This is a genomic window from Bacillus sp. FSL R7-0166, assembly GCF_038008935.1.
GTDB lineage: Bacteria > Bacillota > Bacilli > Bacillales > Bacillaceae > Bacillus > Bacillus altitudinis.
The window spans coordinates 469,867-483,817 of record NZ_JBBPAC010000001.1 but is presented as its reverse complement, the minus strand read 5'-3'; the positions used below and the strand labels follow the sequence as shown (position 1 = coordinate 483,817).

Annotated in this window: 14 protein-coding genes; 6 read left to right on the top strand and 8 right to left on the bottom strand. The window is 41.9% G+C overall.

Going from position 1 to position 13,951, the window contains the following annotated elements:
* Window positions 1-14 precede the first annotated feature (14 nt).
* Together NST01_RS02350 and NST01_RS02345 are read right to left on the bottom strand one after the other, a co-directional pair.
* Window positions 15-947 (bottom strand): DMT family transporter, encoded by a 933-nt coding sequence (locus NST01_RS02350; protein WP_098680871.1) that lies wholly within the window; start codon window positions 945-947, stop codon window positions 15-17.
* Window positions 937-1,764 carry an AraC family ligand binding domain-containing protein gene (locus NST01_RS02345; RefSeq protein WP_098680877.1) on the bottom strand — a complete coding sequence of 276 codons (828 nt, stop codon included), beginning with the start codon at window positions 1,762-1,764 and terminating at the stop codon, window positions 937-939. Before NST01_RS02345 ends, NST01_RS02350 begins: the two co-directional genes overlap by 11 nt.
* Before the next feature lie 153 nt (window positions 1,765-1,917).
* On the opposite strand from NST01_RS02345, the gene NST01_RS02340 reads away from it, so the two are divergent.
* Together NST01_RS02340 and NST01_RS02335 are read left to right on the top strand one after the other, a co-directional pair.
* Complete coding sequence (locus NST01_RS02340) at window positions 1,918-2,592, top strand: GntR family transcriptional regulator (protein ID WP_176544685.1); 675 nt, start codon at window positions 1,918-1,920, stop codon at window positions 2,590-2,592.
* A gap of 129 nt (window positions 2,593-2,721) precedes the next feature.
* On the top strand, window positions 2,722-3,018 hold the full coding sequence (locus NST01_RS02335; RefSeq protein ID WP_034664017.1) for a DUF3817 domain-containing protein: 297 nt from the start codon (window positions 2,722-2,724) through the stop codon (window positions 3,016-3,018).
* 60 nt (window positions 3,019-3,078) lie between these two features.
* Here the strand turns inward: NST01_RS02335 and NST01_RS02330 are convergent, their stop codons facing one another.
* Window positions 3,079-5,328 carry a hypothetical protein gene (locus NST01_RS02330; RefSeq protein ID WP_255290878.1) on the bottom strand — a complete coding sequence of 750 codons (2,250 nt, stop codon included), beginning with the start codon at window positions 5,326-5,328 and terminating at the stop codon, window positions 3,079-3,081.
* Window positions 5,329-5,488: 160 nt separating this feature from the next.
* On the opposite strand from NST01_RS02330, the gene NST01_RS02325 reads away from it, so the two are divergent.
* Window positions 5,489-5,707 (top strand): hypothetical protein, encoded by a 219-nt coding sequence (locus tag NST01_RS02325; protein ID WP_024720228.1) that lies wholly within the window; start codon window positions 5,489-5,491, stop codon window positions 5,705-5,707.
* A gap of 13 nt (window positions 5,708-5,720) precedes the next feature.
* On the top strand, window positions 5,721-5,903 hold the full coding sequence (locus NST01_RS02320; RefSeq protein ID WP_008347162.1) for a hypothetical protein: 183 nt from the start codon (window positions 5,721-5,723) through the stop codon (window positions 5,901-5,903).
* A gap of 589 nt (window positions 5,904-6,492) precedes the next feature.
* Here NST01_RS02320 and NST01_RS02315 read toward each other — a convergent pair.
* Both NST01_RS02315 and NST01_RS02310 read right to left on the bottom strand, forming a co-directional pair.
* Window positions 6,493-6,915, bottom strand: coding sequence for a pyridoxamine 5'-phosphate oxidase family protein (locus NST01_RS02315; RefSeq protein WP_048002381.1), 423 nt, complete (start codon window positions 6,913-6,915; stop codon window positions 6,493-6,495).
* Window positions 6,916-7,209: 294 nt separating this feature from the next.
* Window positions 7,210-8,079: an SDR family oxidoreductase gene (locus tag NST01_RS02310; protein WP_024720227.1), complete on the bottom strand. Its 870-nt coding sequence runs from the start codon at window positions 8,077-8,079 to the stop codon at window positions 7,210-7,212.
* A 155-nt stretch (window positions 8,080-8,234) separates the two neighbouring features.
* On the opposite strand from NST01_RS02310, the gene NST01_RS02305 reads away from it, so the two are divergent.
* A complete protein-coding gene (locus NST01_RS02305; RefSeq protein WP_017358489.1) occupies window positions 8,235-8,846 on the top strand; it encodes a class I SAM-dependent methyltransferase in 612 nt (203 codons plus the stop codon).
* Window positions 8,847-8,861: 15 nt separating this feature from the next.
* On the opposite strand, the gene NST01_RS02300 is transcribed toward NST01_RS02305, so the two are convergent.
* The 3 genes from NST01_RS02300 to NST01_RS02290 all read right to left on the bottom strand — a co-directional run bounded on the left by NST01_RS02300 (window position 8,862) and on the right by NST01_RS02290 (window position 12,872).
* Window positions 8,862-10,949 carry a BglG family transcription antiterminator gene (locus NST01_RS02300; protein ID WP_035390426.1) on the bottom strand — a complete coding sequence of 696 codons (2,088 nt, stop codon included), beginning with the start codon at window positions 10,947-10,949 and terminating at the stop codon, window positions 8,862-8,864.
* A 121-nt stretch (window positions 10,950-11,070) separates the two neighbouring features.
* Entirely contained in the window at window positions 11,071-12,153 is a 1,083-nt protein-coding gene (locus tag NST01_RS02295) for a C45 family autoproteolytic acyltransferase/hydolase (RefSeq protein ID WP_098680868.1), read from the bottom strand.
* Between the two features lie 86 nt (window positions 12,154-12,239).
* Entirely contained in the window at window positions 12,240-12,872 is a 633-nt protein-coding gene (locus tag NST01_RS02290) for a GDSL-type esterase/lipase family protein (RefSeq protein ID WP_098680867.1), read from the bottom strand.
* 414 nt (window positions 12,873-13,286) lie between these two features.
* On the opposite strand from NST01_RS02290, the gene NST01_RS02285 reads away from it, so the two are divergent.
* Window positions 13,287-13,922, top strand: a complete 636-nt coding sequence (locus tag NST01_RS02285; RefSeq protein WP_024720223.1) for an FMN-dependent NADH-azoreductase — start codon at window positions 13,287-13,289, stop codon at window positions 13,920-13,922.
* Window positions 13,923-13,951: the final 29 nt, after the last annotated feature.

The window sequence follows — 13,951 nt, the reverse complement described above, 5'->3', positions numbered from 1 at the left end:
GACGCTTTTTTTGATCAAAGCGCCTTTTTATCCTGCATCAGCACATGGGGCTTCTGTTTCTTTCTTCCCGCACTTTTTTTATCTGAAAGCAGCAAACCTCCTAAGGTCAGTGCTGTTCCAAGCCCAGACATGAAGGTCAAGCTCTCGTGAAGAACGATCATTGAAATGATCATCGTGATAATAGGCACTCCATAAATATACACACTTGATTTCACCACTCCGATCGTCTTCACGGAAAAGCTCCATGTCAGAAAACAAATAGCAGATGCAAAGACGCCTAAAAACAGCAAGTGGAAGGCAAACGATGGATTGGTCAACCGCTCCCAGTCTAAACGAACCTTAAAATGCCAGATCAGTGGAATCATCCATAGCAGTCCGTAAAAGAAGACACGCCTTGTTACCTGAATGATATGGTAGCCATATTGGTTGATCATCTTCGATAAAATGGAATAGAATGCCCAGACGATGGTTGCTGTTAATGCTAAGGCATCACCGAGTGGATTCAATTGAAACGTCGTCATTCCATTCATGCTAATCAGCACGATTCCCGTCATCGCGATGAAAAAGCCTATGAAAAACCGGCTGTGCAGCGGCTCATCTTTTAATAAAAAATAAGCCAATAAAAAAGAGAAGCATGGGACAACGGAGCTGATGACACCTGCATTCGAAGCGAACGTATAAGTAAGTGCGACATTTTCTAAAAAGTAATATAAGACCACACCGCATAAACCTGCCAGCGCAAACATCCCTTCATGCTTTTTGCTTTGCACCTTCATCGTAAACGGATAGATGATCATCAGAGCCAAGTACCCTATAAAAAAACGGAAAAATAAAATCTCTGTTGGAGAAAAAGCCGTTAATAATATTTTGGTAGAGATAAAGGTAGATCCCCATAAAAAAATGGTGAACATGGCCGCTAAATGACCGAGCAGCTGTTTATTTATCATCAGCTGTTACCTGCTTTACAAAAATTTGCTGATACTGCCCTGGCGTGAGCCCAATAAATTCTGAAAAGAAATGACTCAAATGACTTTGATCAGAAAATCCAGCGGAGGCAGCCGCATCTACAGGCTTCACTCCTTGGGCGAGAAGTTCCTTCGCATAGTTCACCCTGATTGTCTGTAAATAACGATACGGCGTAATTCCTCTGAACTTTGTAAAAGCACGCAGCAATGAATATTTGTTCATGGACACAAGCTCACCTAAGTCATCTAACGATATATTTTCCGTGAGATGTGTTTCAATATATTGCTGTACGTCTCGGACTTTTTGTTCGTTGGCACGTGTGGCTGATGCTTTTTCCTCTGAGGTATCAGCATAGGCTTCAATCAATTGTTTCATAAAGAAATAGAAGGTTTCCTGTTTATTCAAAGCAGGAGCTTCTTCTGTGATCATTTGATGTAGATCATATAATGGCTTTGTTAGTTCACTTTGTGAAAACACAGGGGCTTTAAAATGCGGTTTGTGCTGAAAGACCTTCTCTAGCACACCTGCTTCAATATTTAAGCAACGATAATCAAGTGTCCTGTGATCAATTTGTTCACATGCGTGATTATCATACGGATTAAAAAGAAGGATATCACCTTTTTCAATGATGTATTCTTGATTTTGGCAGACCAAACGTCTTTGACCGTCTTCAATAAACCCAATCACATAATATGTATGAAAATGATTCGGGAACTTTTGCATGATGCCATGAAAGCGATATGCCTCTATTTGTAAGTCTTGATCAAAATGTACAGTTCGTTCCTCTTGTGTGTTCATGTCGATCCCTCTTTTCGCTGAACTGATCATAAGTGTAGCACACCCCTTTTCTCTTGGATTGTACGATATTGACTTTTTGATGCAGGCTTGCCTAGAGGGAAAAACTTGGATAACATGAGACAAAAGATGATGTATAAAAGAGGGAATGATGGGATGAATTCATTCGAGATGGAAAAACCAGCACCGTATCACATGCAATTTTATGAACAGCTGAAGCAAATGATTTTTGATGGCCAGTTTCAGCCAGGAGAGCGCATCAATGAAACACAGCTTGCCAAACAATTTGGCGTAAGCCGATCACCGGTCAGAGAGGCGATGAGGCTGTTAGAAAAAGACGAGCTTTTAATCGCAGATCATCGATCAGGCTATTCCGTCTATACGTTAACAGAGCGGGATGTCGAGGAACTCTATCAAGTCCGAATGGCTTTAGAAACGCTTGCCGTTAAGCTTGCCTGCAAAGAAGCCACAGATAGAGAGATAGATGACATTGAACAGGTGCTCACGAAGGCAGACGAAGCAATCAAACAGCAGCTGCCATCTCAGGATATCGTTCAGTTACACGAAGCGTTTCATCAAACAATCATACAAGCCAGTCACAATCACCGTTTATCTAAACAATTAAATCACGTGAATGCGCTCATTCATTATTGCCGCATCTTTCATTTTAGCGGCGGGGCTCGTGCTGAAACCATTCAAAGAGAGCATGCAGCCATCTATTCTAAAATAAAAAAGCGCCACTCCACAGAAGCCGTTCAAGCAATGACGGAGCATTTATTGCATGATGTGATGCACTTAAAGCAAGTACTCTCTGAAACAAACAAGGAGTAAAGGACTTTTCCCATTTTTTAAGCATTCCATGAACATATTTTGAATTTTTCGTAGATTTCAGCATGTCCAGACGATCTTTCGTTTATATTAGAAGATGAGAAACTAGCTTTTATACAGGAGGATTTGTATATGCATACAAGTATTAGCCGTCTGAGACAGGCGGGTTTTATTGAGGGTATGTCTCTTTTAACCCTTCTTTTAATTGCCATGCCTCTAAAATATTTTGCGGATATTCCGATGGCAGTCACTATTGTAGGCTCTCTTCATGGCGCATTGTTTGTCATCTATATGCTCGTTTTGGCATATGTGACCTTTAAAGTTCGCTGGCATTTGAAATGGTCCATCGCTGGTTTTTTTGCGGCTTTCATTCCTTTCGGTAACTTCGCCTACGATAAGGTGCTCCGCCAATATGATACAAAAGCTTAATCAAAAAGGGCTAAAACGAAATTCGTTTTAGCCCTTTTTTTCACGCTGGGGAACGCTTTTTTAAATCGATGCATATTTCACAATGGCTGCTTGACGCGTCATGTCGTGATACGCCACCCATAATTCATCACCAGGCAAGACGCTAGTGATTGGATCGATTGGCTGCTTCACTTCATACATGATGCCATCTCTCTCAACCTGAATGATCGCTAACGGCTGGTTGCCGATGACACCGGAAAATGTGACATGGGTCACTTTTGCACTTCCTTGTTTCTCTTGCATAAGACCCATTTCTCTATCCAGCTCTTCTTTCTTTGTCTGGATCGTGATTTGAGTGCCGGCTGCGACCTGCATATGATCAGGTATGAATTGGCTGACCGTTTTTGTGATGGATTGATCTCCGCTAGAAACCGTCACATCCAGCATAATAGGCTTCTGATCATGAATTGTGACTGGATATTGCTTCACCCGTTGGATCGTTCCTGTCAATGTCACGTCTTTCCCCGAACGATTCCGCACTTCATGCCCATAGGCTGCCATTTTCAGCTGACCACTGATGTCGACGAGATCGGCTTTTTCTCCTGTTCTAAATTCAAAACCAGCGGCTTGAATCATCGGAATGGTATACCTTTTCTGATCTGCTTCAAATGTAAGTGATAAGACGGTGCCTCGTCCTACGGTTCCATATGATTCTATGTTTCTTAAAATAGCGCCTTTGATGAACTTTGGCTCGCTTGGCTGCGAGAAGTCACCTTCTTTTAAGAGCATCGCTTTTTTCTTTTTCGGATTGTAGAGAATGGCGATACGCTGACCCGGTTGCGGTATCTGAGTATAGGATACAATCGTTTTAACCGCCTTTTCGATATTTTTCCCATCATATTGAAATTGAAGTTGCATGTTGACCAGCGGCTGTTCGTTGATGTAGGTACCCGTTTCTTTGACTGATACAATATTGGCTTCTAATGTGACACTGTCTTTTATCTTGTTCTTTCTCACAAGCCTCAAAATCGGTGGCAGGAAGATCGCTAGCACAAATAACAACAGTGGGATAAAGAGCCATATCGCCCAGTTGAGAATAAGTGGTCCGCCCTGCATGACATATTGCATAAAGGTGTCAACAGACGTTTGGTGGGCTGGACTGGCATTTTCGATTGAGATGACCTTTTGCAAAGGAAATTCCTTTAGCTGTTTGCTTTTCGCCTCAAATGCCCCCGTTAATTGGTTGCCAAGTGAATAATAGAGCCAATTGCTCTTCACATTTTTATGAAAAGAGAGATCTTCTTTTTGTAAAGTTTCATATGACAACGACTGAGACAGCTTGCTGGCAGACGTCGCCTTATTCGTGCGATGATTATAAATATAACCAGTTAGCTTGCCTTGTGCTTCGTCCTTTGCTGTAGAGCCTAAAAGAAGAACTTCTTCTTCATTCAGCTGGTAGATAAAGGTTTGGTACATCGGTTTTGGTGTTGGGACGACTTCCCCAAGCCTTCCCTCTGCATCCACTTTCCTTGGTCTTTTTGGATAGTTGGATTCGACAGCGACAGCAACGTTTTGTGATGATCCGATCGTTTTTTTCAGTTGCTGCACGACTTTATCTTCAATGAGGCTAAACGGTTCTGCACTTTTGGAGACATAGACCCCAAGCTGATGCTTCTCGTTTGAGATTCCGCTGACATACGCCTTCTGGTCATTTTTCAAAGTCAATTCAAACATAGGGAATGGGGTCTGCCCTCTAAAAGAATTCATGACGACATCGATGGAAACAGGTCTTGCTGGCAGCTTCAGCTCGCTGAGATTGTGGACATGAAACTGACCATTCTTTAGCTCACCGAGGACCGCAGCAGCGCCTTCCATTTCTCCTGTAAACACGAGACGTCCATTCCATTGATATGTATTCGTTTTTAAAAATGAGGGAATCTGTAAGTTTTGCTTGACGAGTTCTTTCTTTGCTCCGCTTGGAGACAGTTTTTCGATCAACAGCTGATCGTCTTTATTTTTTAAAGCAAGTAAGAGATGGTTCCCTTGAATAGATGGCAGCATTTCATTAAACGTATCGCTTTCCGTTATCCATTCACTGATTCTTTTTCCTGATTGAGGATCATACATTGCAAAATGGAGCTGCTGGTTTTTTGATACAGCACTCACCACTCGTTTCCCTTCATCGAATGTAAATATTTGTTTGACGTCATATTGCGTCGCTTTCCCTGCGGATAAATCATCTTGGTAATGGTTCCACACCAAAATACTAAGAATGATTGCTGGAATAAAGAAGACAATATACCTGAGGAAAATCACTGGTATTCTTTTCACTTGATCGCTTCCTTTCATGGAGTTCCTTTTTCTTATACGTCAGTGCAGCGAGAATGTTTCATGCTAGAAGAATACCATTCCAACTTTCTAAATCCATATTTTACATATTTGATTGTTTACGATAAAATCCAATCAGATTCAAAAAAAGGATGTTATCTCAATGGATAAGCTATCATCGATCATTCTAGCGGCTTGGCTGCGTGTTCCCCGTTGGTTCAAGCAAGGGGTGCTCGTATCTATTACCATTTTCTTTTTTTATATGTGCTTTGTAAAGGGGCTGACTAGCTGGTACACCTTGCCGCCTGTCACTTTGCTCGCATGCGCCATTTGTTCCTTTTTCATCTGGATGGTGTGGCTAAACAGTCAAAAAAACAAGTGAAAAGGAGAATTTCATGAAAGAATCCATCTTTTATTTTGCTATCTCTTTTGTTCTTCAATGGGTTTGGTTTGGGGTTGTGCATCCAGATAGAGGCGTGACACTGCTGGACATGTTGATCTTCTCTATTTTGTTTACGGTGATGTTCTTTTTTATTGGCCGGATTTGGAGGTATCAGAAGAAAGGGCGAAGTGAGTGATGATGAAGCATTTCCTCTTTCTGTCGATGAGCAGTTCTATTGTGAGCGGAGAATCCTGTTAAAGGTGATGTCATGCGGACGGTGTCCGCTTTTTTTCTTCCTTTTTCCTATTTTATTGTTTAAAACGTAAAAAGGCTGCCAAATAGATGGCAGCCCGTTTCTTACTCTTTTCATGCAAATAAATAATCAATGTTTAATCTCCGTCACGGAGTGTATGAATTAAGATTCGATCATATCAGTGTGTCATATGTGTTCCGAGTGAACCTACGTTTGAAAGTAAACGCCATGGAAGTTCTGGATAACAAGACAACGAAAGCCCTACCTCTCATTCGTCCTTACGGCTCCGAAGCCGTGCCAGTGTGAATTGTAAATCAAAACGTCTTTTTTCCATTCTTCCGCTTTTATAGGGGGGCGGTTGCAGAAGGAAAAGAATAAGTTTGTTCGCTTTGACAGCGTCTCGTTCTTATCAAGTAGAAGCTCTATTGCTTCTCATTATGTCATAGAAAAAAGAAAGTTTACTTTCTTTATTTATTTGCTATTTCAACACTTAATATAAAACTATAACACGTTCCCCCAACTTACGCAAGTGTTAAAGTGATAATTCTGCTGGTGTCCGGTTTCCTTCGTTCATATAACGAATGGAGGTTGGGTCAATCTTAAGGATTACTAGGTTTGGATCATCTTTTCCTTTAAACCATTTCTCCATCTCATCAGACCAAAGCTTGTCGATCAGTTCTGGATCATCAGTTAATGTGGCTTTACCTGCGATTTCTGCATATGTGTCCCCAAATCCTTCACCTGAATAACCAATGAGAATATGAACATTCGGATTTTTTTCAATCTCATCAGCTTTATGTGTTTCTTTGCTTGTTGGTGTATATAATGTCAGCCCTTCATGAAAAAAAGTCATATAGCGGGTATGCGGCTTATCTTGTTCAACAGTCGCCAATGTTCCAACTTTTTGTTCGTCTAATAAGTTCATTACCTTTTGCTTTAACTCTTCTTGTGACATGTATCTTCACTCCTTCAAAATGTCATCCGTACTCTTAGGTTTCCACGACAATCCATTCATTAAACAAAGAAATGTGTTTTTCATAAAAAGACATCTTCTAGCTGATGCTATAAAAAACGGACACATTGAAAGGGGAAGTTGAACATGCATCATGAAACGATGTTCCATTTGAGTTCACTTGTTATTGCAGCGGTTGTTGTGGGCATTATCATATGGTCTGTCTCATCTGTACAGAAGAATCGGAAGAAATACTAAATACACCGCCCAATCAAAGCTGGGCGGCGTGTTTATTGATCATGTATTCATAAAGGAACCGCCGTTGACGTGAAGTGTCTGTCCCGTCATATAAGACGATTCGTCCGAAGCAAGCAGTACATAGCAGCCTACATGCTCCACAGGCTGTCCTGGTCTTCCCATTGGCGTCTCGGCCCCGAAGCTTTCGACACTGTCTTCATCAAATGTAGATGGAATGAGCGGCGTCCAAATTGGGCCGGGCGCTACACCGTTTACCCGAATACCATCTTTCACAAGCGACTGTGCCATAGAACGAGTAAAGCCGTTGATGGCCCCTTTTGTCGCCGTATAATCAATGAGCACTTTGTTGCCTCGATACGGGTTAATAGATGTTGTATTAATAATGGAACTTCCCGGTTTTAAGTAATCGAGTGCCTTCTTCGTAAAATAAAAATAAGAATAGAAATTGGTTCTAAAGGTTTGGTGAAGCTGTTCACTAGAAATATCTTGAATACGTTCTTTCGGATGCTGTTCGGCCGCATTATTGACTAAGATGTCCAGCTGTCCAAAGGCTTCAACTGTCTTTTCTACCGCTTTCTCGCAAAAGGCTTCGTCCCCGACATCCCCTGCAATTGTTAAACATTTGACGCCTTCCTGTTCTACACGTTTTTGCGTATCCTCTGCATCCTCATGTTCATTTAAGTATACGATCGCGACATGAGCTCCTTCTTTGGCATACGCAACAGAAACGGCACGTCCAATTCCGCTGTCTCCACCTGTAATCAGCGCTACTTTTCCTTTTAGCTTACCAGACCCTTTATACGATTCATCCTCATAGATCGGCGCAGGATTCATTTCTCTTTCACTGCCCGGCTGCTGATCCTGCGTTTGGCGCGGAATGCCATTTGTTAAGTATTCACGTAAATCCATGTGTAAGCTCCTCCTTGATTTGTTGATGTATCCTTTCATTACCACTTCATTTTTTTACTCAAACATCCCTATGCGTCATCAATGCGTTTTGAAAACTGACAGGTTTCAGGATGGGAAAAATCGGTTACATAAACATGAAAAAGGAGCGTTCTCACATGCTATCAACCATTTCTAAAACCTTTAGCAGACCAAAAGGTTGGCTCGGAAGCATCGCAGGTTTTATTATGGCAAATGAAAATAAGGCACTGAATCAATGGGCGATCCAGCATTTAGATTTATCAGATGGTGAAAACATTTTGGAAATAGGCTACGGCCCCGGCTATAGCATCAAACATATGCTCAAGCATTATGACGATCTTCACATTGATGGACTAGATGCTTCTTCAACTATGAAGGAACAGGCGCATTCGCGTATAAAGAAACGATCCAAAGAGAAGCAGGTCCGGCTGTATGTCGGGAAAATTGAAAAAACACGCCTGCCGGCGGATCAGTATGACAAAGTACTTTCTGTTAACAATTATACGATTTGGGATGACCCAAAGGCTGGCGCACTCAACCTTTATCACACCTTGAAACCTGGCGGAAAACTCGTCATTGTGATGCAGCCAAGAGAAAAAGGAGCAGACGCCAATCGGACAAAAGAAATGGGCGAAAGCATCCTCAATGATTTAGAATTTGCTGGATTTGATCAGTTTTCTGTTGAATATGAAGAGATTCGTCCCACCCTCGCTGTCTGTGTCACAGCAAAAAAGCCGAGAAGCGAATAAGCTCTCGGCTTTTTCTTACCATTTTGCCTCTTTGACAAATTGATAAAAAAGTTGATGTAATTTCTGTTCAATCTCTTCCTTTGTTCCTTGTCCATAAAGCGCCATGCTTTCTTCGCTTTCAATGATGGATGAACTGATCAGGCTAAACATTTCAGACCCTTCTTTGCCAAGCTCTAGCGGCGCCAGCATGAGGAGCATTCTGGACATGAGCTGTTGCCCGCCATCCATGCTTTTGATCTCGTATGCCTCATCAAGATCATAGATATGAAAGACCGGTTTCTTAATGAGATCATGCTTTAAGTGAAAAAGAGCAAACTCGGTTCCTGGAATGCCTAAACCACCTTGCTGCTCACGCTCAAGTAAACCGGCTGTCACTTCGTCTGCACGTTCTAAATAGCCTTGACTTTCAACCTGACGCATCAGCTCTCTCATTGTTGTCTCATGCTGCTCCATTGTCTTCTTTTTTTCTATTGTAAAATGGGACAAGATGCTGCGAATCACTGACATATAATTCGTGATTTGCTCTGCCATTCCTATCATATCAACCGTTTCCTCCACCGATTCTTTTGCAGATTCCTGCGCTCTTTTTTTCTCAATCAGATAAGGAATTTTTCGTTTAATATGAGACTTGACCCGCACTGCGTCATCCTCGTTTAAGAGCGGGCTGACCATAATGTAATCAATATGCTCATATGGGATCGGAACGGTTGATACGATCATGTCATAGCTCGCCGCGTCGATTTCCTTTAACTCCATTAAGGAAGATAGATCGAATTTGGCGATCTCAGGCAGTTCTTTTTTTAATCGTGATGCGAGCATTTTTGACGACCCGATACCGCTTGAGCAAACGACCAATGCATGAATCTTTGTTTCTTCTTTTTTAATTTCAAGCACCGAACCAAAATGAAGTACGATAAAGGCAATTTCATCCTCTGGAAATTCGATCTCAGGAAAGAAGCGCTCCACACCTTCTTCAATCGCCATGAACAGCAAGAAGTAGTCTTTTTTTATTTGTTGTGTGAGCGGATTGTAAATCCGCATCTTTTCTTTTAAACGGTTCATAGCTGGTTCAAGATGAGACACGAGTCCCTCATACAATGAATCGTTTTCATTTAAATGGTAACCTGTTTTATGAGAAATAAAGTCAATGAGTTTCTTCGTTCTCAGCGCGATATCTAACTCAATCTCATCAATGCGGTATTCTGCCGTAAAGCTTCGATTTGCACTGCGCAAATGGATGGTCATGTAGCCGACCTCCGCTTCAGGAATCTCTACATTAAACATGCGTTCTAATGCTCGTGCGATTCTGAGTGAAGATTCAAATTCCTTCGTCCGCTTTAATTCAAGCAATTCTTCCTCTTCCATCCGAATGGTTTCACCGATTTGAATGCGTTCAATGGCATAGGTTAAGTGAACGACAAGTGCAATATAGGCACTATCTGACAACGAGAGAGAGAGTCTGTTTTTCAAATGAAAGAGCAGCCTTTCTACCTTGAGCAGCTGTCCTCGACTGACTACCCCAAATACCTTTTCAGTCGCTTTCGTTCGATGTTTAATATTCATCTCAATCGTTTCGAGAAATAATTGAATGTCGAGACGGTCAACGATCAGGTTCCCGACAATTTTTCGTTTGGCTTCCTCCGGCCCTTTTAATTCAATGCCGTACCCACGCTTGCGGATAAGCAGTAAACCGTAGGGAGCGATCCAGTCCGTCAGTTCATCTAAGTCGTAGCTGATGGTCGCATTTGTAACCTGCAAGTCGGCTGCAAGTGTATATAATTTCACCGGTTCCTTTGCTTCGAGCAGGGCACACAGGATTAAGAGCTTCCGTTCATCAGAACTATATTCAATTTGATCTTCATTTGAAATATGAGACAGAAGCCGCTGTTTGTCTTCCTGTTCACCGACCGCCTTCAAGCCCTTCCCCGGCTGTTTATCAAGTGATAGGTTGTAATTCTTTAAAATAGGTTTAATGGATTTAAGTTCTCTATGAATGGTTCTTGTACTTACCTGAACAGAATCGGCGATCTCACGAATGGTGACATAACGATTTTGCTGAATCATATATTTGATCACTTTCTGTTCTCGTGCCGTTATGTACATGAAATGCCTCCTTCTGCTTAAATAGGTCTATTGTCACACTTTAATATAAAACGCTTTCACTAATTGATGCAACCTGAAGTTGATCTAAATTTGGCACACAGGCTGTGACAAAATGAAAGACTCACACGTTTCTCCAAAATGATGGTCCATAATCCTTTTGATGAAATTGAATCGTTTGTTCATGAAATGGCAGTGTGCCCCCGACCTTTAATGAATAGGTAGGATGATAGACGGGAGAGCCAAAGCAATACTCCATCGTCCCTTCCTCCGGCCGAAACATGACGGTTCGCATCGTCCCAAACAGCTCTTCATAATTGTGCACAGTCAGACCAGCAGGGTATTCTGCCTGAAATAGTTCCGTAAGAGACTCGCTTGACGGCTGTTCTTCTAAAGCTTGAATTAACATGTCGTACCTGACAACAGAATGATGTTTCGTCAACCCTTTTGCCGTGTGATCAGCAAGCGGATGGTTCGTAGCCGCAATAAATCCACGCTCCGGCCTTCTCACCTTTTTTTGCCCATCAATCATTTCAATCACAGCCGCCTCTCCCTGCCGGTCGGCAAGCATTAGGTGAACATTTGACGCGACGGGCATTTCCTGTACCAAACGGACGGCATCCTCCACCATTTTACAGGACTCTAGCACAGCACGAATGACATGATATACTTGCAAGCCAGCAACAGCCGGCGGCTTTAAGCCTGGTTCGTTGCCAATAGGCGGACCGCATGCAGAAAATGTGACCGATAGACCATGCTCATTCATCCCATCAGATCTGCCAAATAAGATTAATGATGAGCCTGTATGGACTGCTGAGCCCTTCACATGTGTAGATACAAGACGCATATCATCAAACAGCGGAGAAAAATCATAGTTGCGAAGCATCACCGTTTGTTGATTGGCAGCCTCATTTCCCTGCATCACACAATGGGAACAGCCTGGCTGAAGATGCGAAGAATAGAAAAAGGTCAAATTGCTTTCATCTATTTGCATTTCATCACAAAATCCCGTGAGCTCTTCCTCTAACTGAGGAAGAAACGGTCGAATCAGCTGCTTCGTTTCCTTCACAGCCTCTTTTGATAACGGTTCTGATTGAATATATTGTTTTTTAAGCAAAGGGTGCTCCTTCAGCCAGACAGCCTGCTGCTTTCCTACCTCATAAGCTGTTCCTTTCAATTCATGAAAATACGCGCTCATCTCCTGCATGCATACACCTCTTTTGTCTTGTTTCTTTTATCATATCGAAACAGCCCTTCATTTAAAAGAATGAAAAAAACTGCAATCCCGCGGGATCACAGTTGCTTAGCGGATTGTTGAAACAGCGCTTCTGCCATTGCTTCATATCCTTTGTGATTCGGATGAAATTGATCAATCGATAAGTATGCGCTTTGATGACCTTCAAATACATCGTAAATATCCACTACTTCTACATGTGGATTCGCAGCAAGCTGGCGAAGGTGATGGTTGTATTGCTTCAGCCATCTCTCTGCGATCGGAATCTCAGGAAAAGGATTATATAAATTCAATAAATATACGCAGTATGGATGATGCTGCCCTCTTTTTATCAGAGCGATTTCTTGAACCATTTTGCTAAAATTCGCCTGACAATGCATAGACGCTTGCAGCAGTGTCTTTTCATCTTCCCCTTTTTCATACTGCAGAACAGCTTGAACTAGATCATTCCCGCAGCCTGTGATGGTGATGATGTCAGCATGAGCAATCGCCCGTCTTACATCAGACCGCTGAAAAAGCTGCAAGATCTCTTCCGTTGTTAACCCTGATTTCGCAAATACGGACAGTTTCACCGGTATATGCAGCTTCTTTTCAAGCTTCGCCGCATATCGCTCCGTAAAACCGCCGCCAAATAAACGTGCCCCCACCCCAACCGTTAAGGAATCTCCAATCGCAACATAGGATCGTCCCACTCTTATCCCTCACTCTCTCCTGCCTTCTCTTATATATACGAAAAAGAAGAACAAATGCTTGTAGCAGATGGCTTAAAGGCATCCACCTTTTTTTCAAAGACGCAGGATGAACGCATTTACAAACACTTTACTTGCGATATCGATCCATTTTTTGTTCAATGGGAGTAGGGTTTTTTTGCTTAAATCGCAGCTTTGAAGCGTTTCAGAAAAATTTACAAACTTTTTATCTTGATTTCAAGACTTTATACCTTGACTTCAAACTATATAGTGATTACAATGAAAATATCAGTTTTTATGTAACTGTGCTTGTTACATCTTTTTCATAGCATTCCAATATGATTAAAGATGCCACATATTCAGTGTATCTTTGGGATACGCTAAAAAAATCATTGAAACAGGAAGGATTGAATGAACATGGCAAAAGTTTTATACATCACTGCACATCCGCATGATGAAACAGTTTCTTACAGTATGGCTACTGCTAAAGCATTTATCGAATCTTATAAGGAAGCAAATCCAAGTGACGAGGTTGTACATATCGATTTGTACAAAGAAAACATTCCTCACATTGATGCAGATGTATTCGCTGGATGGGGCAAGCTTCAATCTGGTGCTGGCTTCGATACACTTTCAGCTGAAGAGCAAGCGAAAGTTGCTCGCCTAAACGAATTAAGCGATCAATTCGTTTCTGCTGACAAATACGTATTTGTTTCACCACTTTGGAACTTCTCATTCCCACCAGTTCTTAAAGCATACATCGACTCTGTTGCTGTAGCTGGTAAAACATTCAAATACACTGAGCAAGGTCCTGTTGGATTACTAACAGACAAAAAAGCGCTACACATCCAAGCACGTGGCGGATACTACACTGAAGGTCCTGCTGCTGAACTAGAAGCAGGTCACCGTTACCTTGGAACAATTGCAAACTTCTTCGGTATTCCTTCTTTCGAAGGTCTTATTGTTGAAGGTCACAATGCTGAGCCTGCAAAAGCAGAACAAATTAAAGCAGATGCGATCGAACGTGCAAAAGCTTTAGGTAAAACTTTCTAATCATGAACACGCAAAAAGCCAATGATCTT

Excerpts from the sequence above, each read along its gene's own strand:
- NST01_RS02300 (WP_035390426.1), bottom strand. The coding sequence starts at position 10,949 with ATGTACATAACGGCACGAGAACAGAAAGTGATCAAATATATGATTCAG.
- NST01_RS02345 (WP_098680877.1), bottom strand. The coding sequence starts at position 1,764 with ATGAACACACAAGAGGAACGAACTGTACATTTTGATCAAGACTTACAA.
- NST01_RS02285 (WP_024720223.1), top strand. The coding sequence starts at position 13,287 with ATGGCAAAAGTTTTATACATCACTGCACATCCGCATGATGAAACAGTT.
- NST01_RS02325 (WP_024720228.1), top strand. The coding sequence starts at position 5,489 with ATGGATAAGCTATCATCGATCATTCTAGCGGCTTGGCTGCGTGTTCCC.
- NST01_RS02340 (WP_176544685.1), top strand. The coding sequence starts at position 1,918 with ATGAATTCATTCGAGATGGAAAAACCAGCACCGTATCACATGCAATTT.
- NST01_RS02335 (WP_034664017.1), top strand. The coding sequence starts at position 2,722 with ATGCATACAAGTATTAGCCGTCTGAGACAGGCGGGTTTTATTGAGGGT.
- NST01_RS02320 (WP_008347162.1), top strand. The coding sequence starts at position 5,721 with ATGAAAGAATCCATCTTTTATTTTGCTATCTCTTTTGTTCTTCAATGG.
- NST01_RS02315 (WP_048002381.1), bottom strand. The coding sequence starts at position 6,915 with ATGTCACAAGAAGAGTTAAAGCAAAAGGTAATGAACTTATTAGACGAA.
- NST01_RS02305 (WP_017358489.1), top strand. The coding sequence starts at position 8,235 with ATGCTATCAACCATTTCTAAAACCTTTAGCAGACCAAAAGGTTGGCTC.
- NST01_RS02310 (WP_024720227.1), bottom strand. The coding sequence starts at position 8,079 with ATGGATTTACGTGAATACTTAACAAATGGCATTCCGCGCCAAACGCAG.
- NST01_RS02295 (WP_098680868.1), bottom strand. The coding sequence starts at position 12,153 with ATGCAGGAGATGAGCGCGTATTTTCATGAATTGAAAGGAACAGCTTAT.
- NST01_RS02350 (WP_098680871.1), bottom strand. The coding sequence starts at position 947 with ATGATAAATAAACAGCTGCTCGGTCATTTAGCGGCCATGTTCACCATT.